A 13,161-nucleotide genomic window follows, 5' to 3' on the forward strand; every position below is an offset into this window, starting at 1 on the left:
GTCAAGTGTCGGTGCCTTGAATTGCGCACTCTGGCAGCTTTGAGATCGGTAACCGCTAGCGGTCGGAGCCCATTGGATGGCGTTCGACATAGTTAGTTATGAATGAGCATAGACAGCGCAAAGCCTTGCGCAAGGCCACTAGTCGGCCAGTAATGAGGGAGTTCGGACAGGAAGCGGACAAGAAACGGTTCAGCGGCGGGGGTGTTGGTTGCCATTGCGACCGACTCGCAATGGCAACTTTTGAAACGACACAAATATCGGAAAAGAACTACAGACTCCCGCTGACTTTATTCGCCACATCACCCGGCACCCAGGGCTTCCACACTTGCGGCTGGTCGCGCAGAAACGCTTCGGCGACCTGGCGTGGCTGCTGGCGTTTTTCGCTCATCCCGGCCAGGGTCTGGTTCAGCAGATCGATCGGCAAATCGACTTTCTCAAAGAACGTCACCAGTTCCGGGTACTGCGCCTTGAACGGCGCCGACACGCCAATCGCCAGGCTCGCCGGCATCGAGCGGGTGCCTTTCGGGTTGGGGTTGTTGGCATCGGCCAGGGTTTTCCAGGCTTCGGCATCGAAAGGCGGCTCTTCCAGTTTCACCAGTTTGAAGCGCCCGAGCAGCGGCGTCGGCGACCAGTAGTAGAACAGCACCGGTTTGCCGCGCTTGATCGACGACGCCACCTCCGCATCCAGCGCCGCGCCGGAGCCGGTGCGGAAATTGACGAAGCTGTCGTTCAGCGCATACGCCTTGAGCTTCTGGCTGTTGACGATTTCCGAGGTCCAGCCGGTCGGGCTGTTGAGGAACCGCCCGCGAGTCGGGTCTTCCGGGTCCTTGAACACATCCTTGTAGCGCGGCAGGTCGGCCACCGATTTCAGTTCCGGCGCCAGCGGTTTGATCCCGCGCTCGGGGTCACCCTTGATCACGTATTCCGGCACCCACCAGCCTTCGGTGGCGCCCTTCACCGTGTCGCCGAGGCCGAACACCTTGCCCTCGGCGGCAGCCTTGACCCACGCCGGACTGCGCCCGGCCCACTCTTCGCCGATCACTTGAATATCGTTTTTCGCCAGCGCAGCTTCGAGGCTGACGGTGCTGCCCGGCAGCGTGTCCGTCGGGTAGCCGTAGCCTTTTTCGACGATCAGGCGCAGCACTTCGGTGATGAAACTGCCGCTTTCCCAGGTGATGTCGCCGAAGTGGATCGGCGCTTTTGTTTCCGCGGCGACAACGTGGCCGGCCGTCAGGGTCAGGGCCAGCAGCGAACTGCCGAGCAGGGTTTTGATCGATCTCATGCGGACCTCTTGTTCTGGGAGGAAATCAGGGTTTGGTTGGCGCTGTGGCGGTTGCACAGGGCCTGGGAACGGGTCATGTACATGCTCACCGAACGCTGGGAGATACCCAGTTCGGCAGCGATTTGCGGGTAGGTCAGGCCGTCGATGCGGGCCAGCATAAAGGTCGAGCGCACCTTGCCCGGCAGGCGCTGGAGTGTCCGGTCCAGGTGCTTGAGGCTCTGCGACAGGTCGGCGAGTTCTTCGGGAGACGGCGCGTGATCGAGGTCGCCTTGCTGCAGTTGGTGCAGATGCCGACGCTCCAGATCGCCCCGCCGCCAGCGCTCATACAGCAGGCGTTGGGCAATGGTGGTGAGCAAGGCGCGGGGTTCGCGGATGGCGGTCAGGCCCGGGGCTTCGAGCAGTTGCGCGAAGGTTTCGGCGGCGATGTCTTCGGCCGTGGCCGCATCATTCGATTGCCGACGCAGACGTGTGCACAACCACTGGTAATGGTCGCGAAACAACGTGTTCACATGATTGCGATGGGATGAGTCGGCGCCGGACATGGGGGCTCCTTGGTCAAGGGTCGCTGAATGTCCGGTCGTCCGGTGGCGCGATCCTAGCAAGGTGCCTTATGCGTTAAAAATACTTAAAAAGAATTTTTATATTCCATTAGTGAATTACGAGAAACCACTAACGCAAGCGGCCATAACCCAATTCCTCGGCCTCGCGCTGGTAATCCAGCAGAACGAGGTAATCGCTTTCGCTGGCGGGCAATACTTCGGGCAAACCGAGGATGCGGGATACGTCGGGCAGGTCCTGAAGGCTGCGGTTCATGGCCAGGCGCAGATGTTCAATCTGCTGGTCCGTCGTGCTGGCTGCGGTGATAAAGGGCAAGGTCGGACTGAACGCGCTGCGCGCTACCACCCGCAATCCGCTGACCTCTTCGGCGGCGTACTGCGCCAGGTACGCGAAGGTCACGCTGTCGATGGCCGCCAGATCGGCGCGGTCTTCGCGTAACCAGCGCAGGCTTTCGCGATGTCCGCCACTGATGCCGACCGAAGCGAAAAACTGCCCGTCCCGGTGCAACGGCGCCAGACGCTGACGCAACAGGTTCATACCGCTGTTGGAGTCTTCGCTGTTGATCACCCCGCGACTGTCGAAGAACTCCGCCAGATTGCGACGCGGGTCATCGGTGCGAGCGAGGATCAGGCTGCAATGATTGCCGGCGCTGGCGTCCGGCAATTCGTATCGCGGACGACCGACAATCCTGACCTGCCCACGCAGCGCGGTCATCAGCGGATAGCCGCAGGTCTGGGTCAGCAGCAACTCAGGCGAGCGCCAGAGTTCGAGCAGCGACAGGCCATCGGCATCGAGCCGCGAACGGCCGAGGTGTTCGAGGATCCGCGCCAGCCACCGCTCGTTCGCCGCGCGAATCGGCTCGGGAGCGATGTACATCAACAGTTCTGCGTAACCTGACGTCATGGTCGCCTCAAATAAACGGATGCTGCGGGCTGTCGATCGGCTTGATGCCGTGCCGGCGCCACAGTTGCCCATAACCTTGCACCAGAAAACCGCCGCTGCGCGCCACCCATTCTTCCCGGCGCATGCGGTAAGCCTCGGGCAAGTCGTACCACGAAAGCTTCGGCAAATCGTGGTGCACCAGATGGAAATTCAGGTTCAGGAATAGCCAGCGCCACGGCCATCCGGCTTCGTTGAGTACCGTGCGCTGCTCCGGTTGCGTGTGCGGCCGGTGTTCATAGTAGGAGCGAACCATCGCGATCGACAGCGCCGGCACGCTGATCAGAAACAGGTAATGCCACACCGGCAACACGCTGTAGCGGGCGATGAAAAACAGCATCAGCACGGTCAGGGCGCCATGGGTCAGCCACATCAGCCAGGCCTGAAGCTCGCTGTTTTTCAGGCGTTGCAGTTCTTCGCCGGCCAGCGCCAGCAACGCCAGAGGAGCGCCAAGAATGAAGCGGCCCAATACGGTCTTGTTCAGCCAGTGCAGGCTACGTTCGAACAGCGAACTGCCCTGCCAGCGCTCGGCACTCAGGTAACGGCTTTCGGGATCGACGCCGGGGATCGTCAGGTCTTCGTCGCGATGGTGCTGCAAATGGCTGTCGCGATAGAGCGTGTAGGGATACCACACCGCGAATGGCGCATAGCCGAGGACTTTGTTGACGAAGGTCCAGCGCGTCGGATGACCGTGGAGCAGTTCGTGCTGCACCGACAGCCACAGCACCAGCAGCGGAATCAGCAGCAGCGTGCTCCACCAGACGCCGAGCCGTTCGCTGCCCAGCACAATCGCGAACCAGCCGCCGTACACCCCGATCAGCAGCAGCCAGGTCGGCCACTCGGTGCGGGCGGTGAAGCGCTGGCGCAGGGTTTCGATCTGTTGGCGATGGGCATCGTCGAAATAATGGGGCATGGCGTGGCTCGGAACGAGGGTCTGATCGTTCTGTGCAACACCAACGGGAAATCTTGCAGATTATTTTTGCGGTTTTTTTAAGGACGCTGATTTCAAGGACAAGACAGGAGCCCGGATCCGGGCTCCCGAACGGCGTGATCAATGGCCAAAGATGTCGACTTTTTTCGCCCTTTTCTCGTGGCGTTTCTCGATGGCGGTCTTGGCCGGTTTCTTCTTCGCGGCTTTCTTCGAATCCATACCTTTGGACATGATGCGTACTCCACTCAGAGGGGATGTGAGATCAGGTATACACCTATCCCGGCGGGCACGTTGTTTTATAATCCGCGGCTTTTGCACCGGCAGTCCGATTCATGACCGACATCCGTTTCCGCCAGCTTGACGACCTGTCCTGGCCCTTGATGAACAAGTTTTACCGCCAGCATCAATCGTCGATGAAAGCGGTGCGCGAGGCGCAATTGTGGGTGGCGCGGCGGGAGGAAATCGTGGCGGCGCTGTGTCTGCGGCCGGTGTTCGGCGGGCATTGGTTGACCGGGCTGTTTGTTGATCCGGCGTGCCGAGAGCAAGGCATCGCTGCGCAGTTGATTGCCGAAGCGGTGAAGGACGTCGAGTCGCCGGTATGGCTGTTTTGCCACCCGGACTTGCGCGGTTTCTACGAGCGGCGCGGCTTCACCTTCGACCCCGCCCTGCCCCAGGCCATGGCCGAACGCTTGAGCCGTTATGCGCGGAGCAAACCGATGATTGCCATGGAGCTTTTTGAACGCCGGTGATCCCTGTGGGAGCGAGCTTGCTCGCGAATGCGGTCCATCAGCTGCGAATAAATTGGCTGACATTCCGCTATCGTCGGAACGCCGCCCGGAGCAAGCTCGCTCCCACAGGTTCAATCGTCAGCGTTGGGATCGAGGTCCGGAAACATCACTTCGGTGAAACCGAACTTGCTGAAATCGGTAATGCGCGACGGGTACAGCCGCCCGATCAGGTGATCGCATTCGTGCTGCACCACCCGCGCATGGAAGCCCGAGGCCACACGCACGATCGGCTCGCCCTTCGGATCGACGCCTTCGTAACGAATCTGCTGATAACGATCCACCGCGCCCCGCAGGCCAGGCACCGACAGGCAGCCTTCGAAGCCCTCTTCCATCAGCGGACTGAGCGGTGTGATCAGCGGGTTGATCAGGATCGTCTGCGGCACCGCCTCGGCGTCCGGGTAGCGCTCGCTGTGCTCGAAACCGAATATCACCAGTTGCAGGTCGACGCCAATCTGCGGCGCGGCCAGGCCGACCCCGCCGACGCTTTCCATGGTCTGGAACATGTCGTCGATCAGTTGCCACAATTCCGGGCTGTCGAGCATTTCAGCAGGCACTGGCGGGGCGATGCGCAGCAGGCGTTCGTCGCCCATCTTCAGAATTTCACGGATCATGATCAGGCTTCGTCAGTGTTCGGCTTGAGCGAGTGATCGCGCCCGAGGCCGGAAACGTGTTGTTTGGGATGTTCATCGAGTTCGCCGGGGACTTTCTCGCCCGGATCCTTGCCCTCGCTGGACATGTGTTCGATCACCGCATTCATCTCTGCACCGAGCAACAACACGGCGGCGGAAATGTAGAAATACAGCAACAGCACGATGATCGCACCGATGCTGCCATACATGGCGTTGTAGTTGGCGAAGGTCTTGACGTAGAACGCGAAGCCCAGGGACGCGATGATCCACACCACCACCGCCAGCACCGAGCCCGGCGTGATGAAGCGAAACTCCTGTTTGACGTCGGGCATCACGTAGTAGATCAGCGCCACGGCCACCATCATCAGGATCACGATGACCGGCCAGCGGGCGATCGTCCACAGGGTGACGATGACTTCTTCCAGCCCGACCTGCGCGGCGATCCAGCCCATCACCTGCGGACCGAGCACCATCAGCGCAGCGGCCACCAGCAACATGCCGGCAATGCCGACGGTGTAGATGATCGACAGCGGGAAGCGCTTCCACAGGGGCCGTCCTTCGACCACGTCGTAGGCGGCGTTCATCGCACTCATCATCAGGCGCACGCCGGCAGACGCGGTGTACAGGGCGACAACGATACCGACCGAAAGCAGGCCGCCCTTGGATTGCTGCAGTTGATCGATCACCGGATTGACCTGTTCCAGCGCCTGGGGCGGCAGTACCAGTTCCGATTGCAGGCGCAGCCAGGAGAAGAAATCCGGCAGGTGCAGGAAACCGATCAGGGCAATCAGGAACAGGATGAACGGGAACAGCGAAAACAGCATCTGGTAGGCCAGTGCCGAGGCATAGGTCGACATCTCGTCTTCCATGAACTCGGTGACGGTGCGCACGATGACCCGGTGCAGGGGCAGACCTTTCATGTCGGGGAAAATCATTCGCGTCTCCTTTCGCCGCAAAACAGGTTGAAGTCGTGGCGACTCAGGGGCCGTTTTTCTCTCATCAAAGTAGCTTACTTGGCGACTTTGAAACACTGTGAACCGTGACCATCTGTGAACGGGATACGAAAACGGCCATCCTTGGATGGCCGCTTCGTTGTTTCGTTCAAGGCTCGATCAAGCCTTGTCGACGCCTTTCTTGATCGCGTCCTTGGCTTTGCCCACCGCTTGCTGGGCCTCGCCTTTCTTCTCTTGCAGTTTGCCTTCGGCTTGCAGTTTCTGGTTGTCGGTGGCTTTACCGACACCTTGCTTGACGTTGCCGACCGCTTCGTTGGCCATGCCTTTTACTTTATCGCCTGTGCTACTCATGGTGTTTCTCCTTGGTGCATTGAAGGGGAAAAGTCAGTACGTAACGATTGACTGGCCCGGTTTGCGCCAAGTTTCATTTATTTTCAGGGCTTCATTTCGTCGCGGCGTGCAGGTTGGGCTTTATGTTTGCGAGCGTACCCCCGAGAATGCCCACCATAAGGGCGCCATGCGCCACAGAACCGATCCCGCAGGAATGTTATGAAACTCGATAAAAAGCAGGCCATCGCCCGTCGCAACCAGGAACTGGGCGGTGCCGTGCTCGGCACCAACAACTGCCACTTCGCCGAACTGAACCGCAACCGCAACATCTGGTGGTTCGACTTGCCGGTGTCGCGTCTGGCCATTGGTCAGTACGAGTGGATTCACCTGTTGATGCACACTCCGGCCACCGACGAACTGCTGCACCTGAAAGTGCCGACCGTGTTCCTGCGCGAGAAACTCGAAGGCCTGGTGATCCGCAACGAAGGCAAGCGCAAGGCCGCCCTGAGCCTGGAACTGAGCGCCGACAAGGACTCGTACCTGCAGGACATGCGCCCGGCAGGCACCAATGTGAACTTCGCGCCGTTCCGCCAGTAAGCGTTCAAGCCCTGCACCAACAAAAAGCCCCGCATCTGCGGGGCTTTTTTTTTACGCGGCGCTTTTCGCCTTGATCTTCTTCAGCTCTTCGTCGCGCAGTTCGCGGCGCAGGATCTTGCCGACGTTGGTGGTCGGCAGTGCATCGCGGAACTCCACCGAACGCGGCACCTTGTAGCCGGTGACGTTGGCGCGCATGTGCTCCATCACCTGTTCCTTGGTCAGGGTGACGCCCGGTTTGGCGACGATGAAGATCTTGATCGCCTCGCCGGATTTCTCGTCCGGAATACCGATGGCCGCGCACTGCAACACGCCCGGCAGGGCAGCCAGCACATCTTCCAGTTCGTTCGGGTACACGTTGAAACCGGAGACCAGGATCATGTCTTTCTTGCGATCGACGATGCGCATGTAGCCGTCCGGCTGGATCAGCGCGATGTCACCGGTCTTCAGCCAGCCTTCGCTGTCAAGCATCTCGTCGGTGGCTTCCTGACGCTGCCAGTAGCCCTTCATCACTTGCGGGCCCTTGACGCACAGCTCGCCGATTTCGCCCAGCGGCTGCTCGACACCGGCATCGTCGATGACTTTGCACAGGGTCGACGGCACCGGAATCCCGATGGTGCCGATCTGGATGTTCTGGATCGGGTTGACCGTGGCCACCGGGCTGGTTTCGGTCATGCCGTAACCTTCGCAGATCGGGCAACCGGTGACCGCTTTCCAGCGCTCGGCTGCGGCCAGTTGCAGAGCCATGCCGCCCGACAGGGTGACTTTCAGCGCCGAGAAATCCAGTTTGCGGAAACCTTCGTTGTTGCACAGGGCCACGAACAGCGTGTTGAGGCCGACGAAACCGCTGAACTTCCACTTCGACAGTTCCTTGACCATCGCCGGCAGGTCGCGCGGGTTGCTGATCAGGATGTTGTGGTTGCCGATCAGCATCATCGCCATGCAATGAAAGGTGAACGCATAGATGTGGTACAGCGGCAGCGGGGTGATCAGGATCTCGCAACCTTCATTGAGGTTGGAGCCCATCAGCGCCTTGCACTGCAGCATGTTGGCGACGAGGTTGCGATGGGTGAGCATCGCGCCCTTGGCCACGCCGGTGGTGCCGCCGGTGTATTGCAGCACCGCGACGTCGCCGCTGTCCGGGTTGGCTTCGGCGACCGGCTGACCCTGGCCCTTGCTCAGCACGTCGTTGAACTTGACGGCTTTTGGCAGGTGATAGGCCGGAACCATTTTCTTCACGTACTTGATGACGCTGTTGATCAGCAGGCGCTTGATCGGCGGCAGCAGGTCGGCGACTTCGGTGACGATGACGTGTTTGACGCCGGTTTTCGGCACCACGGCTTCGGCCAGGTGCGCCATGTTCGCCAGGCACACCAGCGCTTTGGCACCGGAGTCGTTGAATTGGTGTTCCATTTCCCGCGCGGTGTACAGCGGGTTGGTGTTGACCACAATCAGCCCGGCACGGATGGCACCGAAGACGGCGACCGGGTACTGCAACACGTTGGGCAGTTGCACGGCGATTCGATCACCGGGCTGCAAATCGGTATGCTGTTGCAGATAAGCGGCAAACGCACCGGACAATTCGTACAGTTCACCGTAGGTGATGGTCTTGCCCAGGTTGCTGAACGCCGGTTTGTCGGCGAAGCGTTGGCAGGATTGCTTCAACACTGCCTGAATATTCGGGTACTCGTCTGGATTGATGTCGGCAGCAATTCCAGCGGGGTACTTATCCTTCCAAAAGTCTTCGATCATGGAAGCCCACTCCTCAGCAACGCGAATTCAGCACCGCATTTGATGCGATTATTATTGGTGTTTGTTTATTGGTGAGTCTGGCTTTTTACAAGGCCGAGAAGTCACAAAGCGCGCCGAGAGTAGCAGCTTTGCCAAGGGTCGACTAGAGCCAAAAGCGGCCCCTACAGTCATTTTCATGACTCAAGAACTACTGGCAGTCATTTTAGAGCAAAAATCCTATAACACCTTGAAAGTCCCGGTTTTCGGGGGCTGTAAACGCGAGCGGGCTCGCTCCCACAGGGTCATCAGTGAACCTGGGGGAACGAGCCCGCTGCGGGCGGCGATCCGACGATTTCGCTTGGCGCAGTCTATCTATGCGATATCCCGCAACTCCCTCCGCAGAATTTTCCCGACAGGCGTCATCGGCAACGACTCACGCAGCACGATGTGTTTCGGCACCTTGTACGCCGTGAAATTCTCTTTGCAGTAAGCCTTCAGCTCTTCCAGGCTCACGCCGGTTTCCCGCGCCACCACAAACAGCTTCACCGCCTCGCCCGAGCGCTCGTCCGGCACGCCGATCACCGCGCAGTTGGCGACTTTCGGGTGAGCCATAACCACGTCTTCGATTTCGTTCGGGTACACGTTGAAACCCGAGACGATGATCATGTCCTTCTTGCGGTCGACGATACGCACGAAACCGTCCGGGTCGATCACCGCGATGTCGCCGGACTTGAACCAGCCCTCGGCATCCAGCACTTCGGCGGTGGCCTCGGGTTTCTGCCAGTAGCCCTTCATGATCTGCGGGCCCTTGATACACAGCTCGCCGCGCTCGCCCAGAGGTTGCTCGACGCCATCGTCATTGATGACTTTCAACCGGGTGCCCGGCACCGGCAGGCCAACCGTGCCGATCCGCGACAGCTCGCCGTACGGGTTGGTGCAGGCCACCGGCGAGGTTTCGGTCAGGCCGTAACCTTCGGTGATGCGACAGCCGGTGATCTGCTCCCAACGCTCGGCGGTGGCTTTGACCAGCGCGGTGCCGCCGGAGTTGGTGAGTTTGAGGGTGGAGAAATCCAGGGTCTTGAAGTCCGGATGATCCATCAGCGCGACAAACAGCGTGTTCAGCCCCAGCAGCGCCGAGAACTTCCAGTTCTTCAGCTCCTTGATGAAGCCGCCGATGTCACGCGGGTTGGTGATGAGAACGTTGTGGTTGCCCGACACCATCATGCACATGCAATTCGCGGTGAAGGCATAGATGTGGTACAGCGGCAGCGGCGCGATCATCACCTCCTGCCCTTCACGCAGCAGCGGCTGGCCGTCGCTGCCGAACTGACCGAGACAGGCGCGAACCTGCTGCATATTCGCCACCAGATTGCCGTGGGTCAGCATCGCGCCCTTGGCCAGGCCGGTGGTGCCGCCGGTGTATTGCAGGACGGCGATGTCGTCCAGGCCGACCTTCAACGGCTTGATGCCCAGGCCCCGGCCCATGCGCAGCGCGCTCTTGAAGGAAATCGCCTGGGGCAGCGAATACGCCGGGACCATTTTCTTCACTTTGCTGACCACAGTGTTGACCAGCCAGCCCTTGGCGGTGGGCATCAGGTCGCCCATCTTCGCTTCGATCAGATACTGGATGTCGGTGTCCGGCAGCACTTCCTGGACTTTCTGGCCGAACATGTTCAGGTACACCAGCGCCCGGGCGCCGGAGTCTTTGAACTGGTGGCGCATCTCCCGCGCGGTGTACAGCGGGTTGGTGTTGACCACGATCAGCCCCGCGCGCAGCGCACCGAACACGGCAATCGGATAATGCAGGACATTGGGCATCTGCACCGCGATGCGATCCCCCGGCACCAGATCGGTGTGGGCTTGCAGATAACCGGCGAACGCGGCGCTCTGGCGTTCCAGCTCGGCGTAGGTCAGGGTCACGCCCATGTTGCTGAACGCCGGGCGATCAGCGAATTTCTTGCAGGAACGCTCGAACACCTCGATCACCGACTTGAATTCACCCGCGTCGATGTCCAGGGGTACGCCCGCCGGGCGTTTGTCATTCCAGAAATCAGGTTGCATTGTTCTTGTCCTCTTTACCTGAGCCGATCCGGGGCCGCTTCGCTGTCATTTCTTTCTGTCCCTGAAAAAGCCGAGAGCAAAAAGCGGGGCTTCACGGACACTAGCAGCTATGGTCAATCAGGCAAATATGGGCAAGGTCGTCATTGATCGTGTGAATCTTCCTGCCGTGGCGTGAGCTGATTGGACGCGCTATACAATGCAACCTCTGCAAGACGCTTCAGCAAAAACAGGCCGCAAAAGGAATCGCCATGATCCACGACACACTCTGGCTGGACGCGAGTGACCGCAGCCGCCTCTTCGTCAACCTGTGGCTGCCGAACGCGCCGCTGAAGGCGGTGATTCTGCTGTCCCACGGCATGGCGGAACACAGCGCCCGCTACGTCCGGCTGGCAGAGGCATTCTGCGCCGAAGGCTACGGTGTGTACGCGCTCGATCAGCGCGGCCATGGCAAAACTGCCGATCATGGGACGCTCGGGCATTTCGCCGATGATGATGGCTGGTGCAAGGTGGTTGGAGATATCGCGAGCCTCAACCAGTTCCTCGGCCAGCGTCATCCAGGGGTGCCGATCGTGCTGCTCGGTCACAGCATGGGCAGCTACATCGCGCAGGCGTATCTGCTGCATCACAGCGCCAGCCTGCACGGCGCGATTCTCAGCGGCTCGAATTTCCAGCCGGTTGCGCTGTACCGAGCGGCCCGGCAGATCGCCCGGTTCGAAAAGTTGCGCCAGGGCGCCAAGGGCCGCAGCGCGGTGATCGAATGGCTGTCGTTCGGCTCGTTCAACAATAAATTCAAACCGGCGCGCACCGCGTTCGACTGGCTGAGTCGCGACCCGGTCGAGGTCGACAAGTACGCCACCGACCCGCTGTGCGGCTTTCGCTGCACCAATCAACTGTGGATCGACCTGCTCGGCGGGTTGCAGCAAATCAGCAAAGCGTCCAATCTCGCCCAGATCGATCCGGGCCTGCCGCTGCTGGTGATCGGCGGCGAATGTGATCCGGTGAGCGAAGGCAAGCGTCTGACTGATCTGGCCAACGCCTTGCGCGCGGCCGGCAGCCAGAACCTGCAACTGAAGATCTACCCGCAGGCGCGGCACGAATTGTTCAACGAGAGCAACCGCGACGAAGTGACCGCCGATGTGCTGGCCTGGATCGACCAGGCCCTGAGCCATCGCCGGCCGCACCGCAGCGAATAATTTTTTGTGGATTCATTTCATCCGTCACAGGAATTCAGACCCATGACCCAGGTTACCAACATCCCTTACGAAGCCCTCGAAGTGGGCCAGACCGCGAGCTACAGCAAGACTGTCGAGGAACGCGACATTCAGCTGTTCGCCGCGATGTCCGGTGACCACAACCCGGTGCACCTGGACGCCGAGTTCGCCGCCGCCAGCATGTTCAAGGAACGCATCGCCCACGGCATGTTCAGCGGCGCGCTGATCAGTGCCGCAGTAGCCTGCGAGCTGCCTGGGCCGGGCACTATTTATATCGGCCAGCAGATGAGCTTCCAGAAGCCGGTAAAGATCGGCGACACCCTGACCGTGCGCCTGGAAATCCTCGAGAAACTGCCAAAATTCCGCGTACGCATTGCCACTCGCGTATTCAACCAGCGCGATGAGCTGGTGGTGGACGGCGAGGCCGAGATCCTGGCGCCGCGCAAGCAACAGACCGTTACCCTGCCGACTTTGCCGGCCATCAGCATCGGCTAATCGTCCTCGGTTAAATCCGGACACAAAAAAACGCCAGACCAGCTGGCGTTTTTTGTGGGCTTCGAACGCTTACGAGCGTGCGCGAGCCTGGTTACGCAGCGCTTTCACCTGATCGTGATTGCGTTGCACGCCGTGGTACTGGCGTTCGACCAGATCACGAATGCCGACCAGGTTGTGTTTGTTGATCTTCTCGATCGCTTCACGATAAGCCTTCAGGGCGTGGTCTTCACCGCGCTCGGCTTCGTTGAGCACCGCTTCTTCGTCCTTGCCGGTGAACATCGCTTTGACGTCGACCCAACGACGGTGCAGATCACCGCTGACACTGGTCGAAGTTTCCGGATCGCCACCCATCGAACGCACGGCGGCTTGCAGCTCGGCCGCAGCCGTGGCGCAATCGGCGGAGCGTTTCACGAACAGGGTTTTCAGCTCTGGATGCTTGATGTCTTCAGCGCAGGTCTTGAACCCTTCCTGACCGTCCTTGCTGGTTTCGATCAGGTCGTTGAGGACGGAGATGGCTTCTTTATTCATGTCAGTCATTTTTCAATTCCTTGCGTTGGTGAAAGATGCAAGGAGTGTTGCAGTGGTCGTGCCAGCTTCCCGAAAAGAATTTAATCTTTGTTTTTCAAAAACTTAAAAATAAAACGAGAATCTGTATGCCT

At 59.9% G+C, this 13,161-nt stretch carries 14 protein-coding genes; 4 read left to right on the forward strand and 10 right to left on the reverse strand.

Features of this window, described 5'->3' with window-relative positions; genetic code table 11:
* Positions 1 to 268 precede the first annotated feature (268 nt).
* The 4 genes from AC1Q9F_RS10540 to AC1Q9F_RS10555 all read right to left on the reverse strand — a co-directional run bounded on the left by AC1Q9F_RS10540 (position 269) and on the right by AC1Q9F_RS10555 (position 3,692).
* Positions 269 to 1,282, reverse strand: a complete 1,014-nt coding sequence (locus tag AC1Q9F_RS10540) for an ABC transporter substrate-binding protein (RefSeq protein WP_492619958.1) — start codon at positions 1,280 to 1,282, stop codon at positions 269 to 271.
* Entirely contained in the window at positions 1,279 to 1,824 is a 546-nt protein-coding gene (locus tag AC1Q9F_RS10545; protein ID WP_492619957.1) for a sigma-70 family RNA polymerase sigma factor, read from the reverse strand. Before AC1Q9F_RS10545 ends, AC1Q9F_RS10540 begins: the two co-directional genes overlap by 4 nt.
* Positions 1,825 to 1,951: 127 nt before the next feature.
* Positions 1,952 to 2,743: a phosphate/phosphite/phosphonate ABC transporter substrate-binding protein gene (locus AC1Q9F_RS10550; RefSeq protein WP_492619956.1), complete on the reverse strand. Its 792-nt coding sequence runs from the start codon at positions 2,741 to 2,743 to the stop codon at positions 1,952 to 1,954.
* Between the two features lie 7 nt (positions 2,744 to 2,750).
* Complete coding sequence (locus AC1Q9F_RS10555) at positions 2,751 to 3,692, reverse strand: fatty acid desaturase (RefSeq protein WP_492619955.1); 942 nt, start codon at positions 3,690 to 3,692, stop codon at positions 2,751 to 2,753.
* A 350-nt stretch (positions 3,693 to 4,042) separates the two neighbouring features.
* Here AC1Q9F_RS10555 and AC1Q9F_RS10560 point away from each other — a divergent pair, with 350 nt between their 5' ends.
* Positions 4,043 to 4,459 (forward strand): GNAT family N-acetyltransferase, encoded by a 417-nt coding sequence (locus AC1Q9F_RS10560; RefSeq protein WP_492619954.1) that lies wholly within the window; start codon positions 4,043 to 4,045, stop codon positions 4,457 to 4,459.
* Positions 4,460 to 4,569: 110 nt separating this feature from the next.
* Here the strand turns inward: AC1Q9F_RS10560 and def are convergent, their stop codons facing one another.
* From def to AC1Q9F_RS10575, 3 genes are all read right to left on the reverse strand, one after another.
* Positions 4,570 to 5,109: a peptide deformylase gene (def, locus tag AC1Q9F_RS10565; RefSeq protein ID WP_007951144.1), complete on the reverse strand. Its 540-nt coding sequence runs from the start codon at positions 5,107 to 5,109 to the stop codon at positions 4,570 to 4,572.
* 2 nt (positions 5,110 to 5,111) lie between these two features.
* The gene (locus tag AC1Q9F_RS10570; RefSeq protein WP_492619953.1) at positions 5,112 to 6,062 is read right to left on the reverse strand and encodes a YihY/virulence factor BrkB family protein; all 951 of its coding nucleotides are present in this window, start codon (positions 6,060 to 6,062) and stop codon (positions 5,112 to 5,114) included.
* A gap of 177 nt (positions 6,063 to 6,239) precedes the next feature.
* On the reverse strand, positions 6,240 to 6,431 hold the full coding sequence (locus AC1Q9F_RS10575; RefSeq protein ID WP_007951148.1) for a CsbD family protein: 192 nt from the start codon (positions 6,429 to 6,431) through the stop codon (positions 6,240 to 6,242).
* Positions 6,432 to 6,629: 198 nt separating this feature from the next.
* Here AC1Q9F_RS10575 and AC1Q9F_RS10580 point away from each other — a divergent pair, with 198 nt between their 5' ends.
* Positions 6,630 to 7,007 carry a hypothetical protein gene (locus AC1Q9F_RS10580; RefSeq protein WP_007951149.1) on the forward strand — a complete coding sequence of 126 codons (378 nt, stop codon included), beginning with the start codon at positions 6,630 to 6,632 and terminating at the stop codon, positions 7,005 to 7,007.
* A 51-nt stretch (positions 7,008 to 7,058) separates the two neighbouring features.
* Here AC1Q9F_RS10580 and fadD1 read toward each other — a convergent pair whose 3' ends face one another.
* Together fadD1 and fadD2 are read right to left on the reverse strand one after the other, a co-directional pair.
* Positions 7,059 to 8,756, reverse strand: coding sequence for a long-chain-fatty-acid--CoA ligase FadD1 (gene fadD1, locus AC1Q9F_RS10585; protein WP_085606558.1), 1,698 nt, complete (start codon positions 8,754 to 8,756; stop codon positions 7,059 to 7,061).
* 351 nt (positions 8,757 to 9,107) lie between these two features.
* Positions 9,108 to 10,796 (reverse strand): long-chain-fatty-acid--CoA ligase FadD2, encoded by a 1,689-nt coding sequence (gene fadD2, locus AC1Q9F_RS10590; protein WP_007951151.1) that lies wholly within the window; start codon positions 10,794 to 10,796, stop codon positions 9,108 to 9,110.
* Positions 10,797 to 11,044: 248 nt separating this feature from the next.
* On the opposite strand from fadD2, the gene AC1Q9F_RS10595 reads away from it, so the two are divergent.
* Positions 11,045 to 11,989 (forward strand): alpha/beta hydrolase, encoded by a 945-nt coding sequence (locus AC1Q9F_RS10595; protein ID WP_492619952.1) that lies wholly within the window; start codon positions 11,045 to 11,047, stop codon positions 11,987 to 11,989.
* Positions 11,990 to 12,031: 42 nt separating this feature from the next.
* On the forward strand, positions 12,032 to 12,502 hold the full coding sequence (locus AC1Q9F_RS10600; RefSeq protein ID WP_003227420.1) for a MaoC family dehydratase: 471 nt from the start codon (positions 12,032 to 12,034) through the stop codon (positions 12,500 to 12,502).
* Positions 12,503 to 12,571: 69 nt separating this feature from the next.
* Here the strand turns inward: AC1Q9F_RS10600 and AC1Q9F_RS10605 are convergent, their stop codons facing one another.
* On the reverse strand, positions 12,572 to 13,039 hold the full coding sequence (locus AC1Q9F_RS10605; RefSeq protein WP_007951153.1) for a PA2169 family four-helix-bundle protein: 468 nt from the start codon (positions 13,037 to 13,039) through the stop codon (positions 12,572 to 12,574).
* Positions 13,040 to 13,161 lie beyond the last annotated feature (122 nt).

It is taken from the genome of Pseudomonas sp. GW823-FHT04A03 (genome assembly GCF_058796615.1).

Bases quoted from the DNA above. Each gene is read 5' to 3' on its own strand.
- AC1Q9F_RS10555 (WP_492619955.1), bottom strand. From the start codon at position 3,692: ATGCCCCATTATTTCGACGATGCCCATCGCCAACAGATCGAAACCCTG.
- AC1Q9F_RS10600 (WP_003227420.1), top strand. From the start codon at position 12,032: ATGACCCAGGTTACCAACATCCCTTACGAAGCCCTCGAAGTGGGCCAG.
- AC1Q9F_RS10560 (WP_492619954.1), top strand. From the start codon at position 4,043: ATGACCGACATCCGTTTCCGCCAGCTTGACGACCTGTCCTGGCCCTTG.
- AC1Q9F_RS10580 (WP_007951149.1), top strand. From the start codon at position 6,630: ATGAAACTCGATAAAAAGCAGGCCATCGCCCGTCGCAACCAGGAACTG.
- fadD2 (WP_007951151.1), bottom strand. From the start codon at position 10,796: ATGCAACCTGATTTCTGGAATGACAAACGCCCGGCGGGCGTACCCCTG.
- AC1Q9F_RS10550 (WP_492619956.1), bottom strand. From the start codon at position 2,743: ATGACGTCAGGTTACGCAGAACTGTTGATGTACATCGCTCCCGAGCCG.
- AC1Q9F_RS10575 (WP_007951148.1), bottom strand. From the start codon at position 6,431: ATGAGTAGCACAGGCGATAAAGTAAAAGGCATGGCCAACGAAGCGGTC.
- AC1Q9F_RS10595 (WP_492619952.1), top strand. From the start codon at position 11,045: ATGATCCACGACACACTCTGGCTGGACGCGAGTGACCGCAGCCGCCTC.
- AC1Q9F_RS10540 (WP_492619958.1), bottom strand. From the start codon at position 1,282: ATGAGATCGATCAAAACCCTGCTCGGCAGTTCGCTGCTGGCCCTGACC.
- def (WP_007951144.1), bottom strand. From the start codon at position 5,109: ATGATCCGTGAAATTCTGAAGATGGGCGACGAACGCCTGCTGCGCATC.
- AC1Q9F_RS10570 (WP_492619953.1), bottom strand. From the start codon at position 6,062: ATGATTTTCCCCGACATGAAAGGTCTGCCCCTGCACCGGGTCATCGTG.
- AC1Q9F_RS10545 (WP_492619957.1), bottom strand. From the start codon at position 1,824: ATGTCCGGCGCCGACTCATCCCATCGCAATCATGTGAACACGTTGTTT.
- fadD1 (WP_085606558.1), bottom strand. From the start codon at position 8,756: ATGATCGAAGACTTTTGGAAGGATAAGTACCCCGCTGGAATTGCTGCC.
- AC1Q9F_RS10605 (WP_007951153.1), bottom strand. From the start codon at position 13,039: ATGACTGACATGAATAAAGAAGCCATCTCCGTCCTCAACGACCTGATC.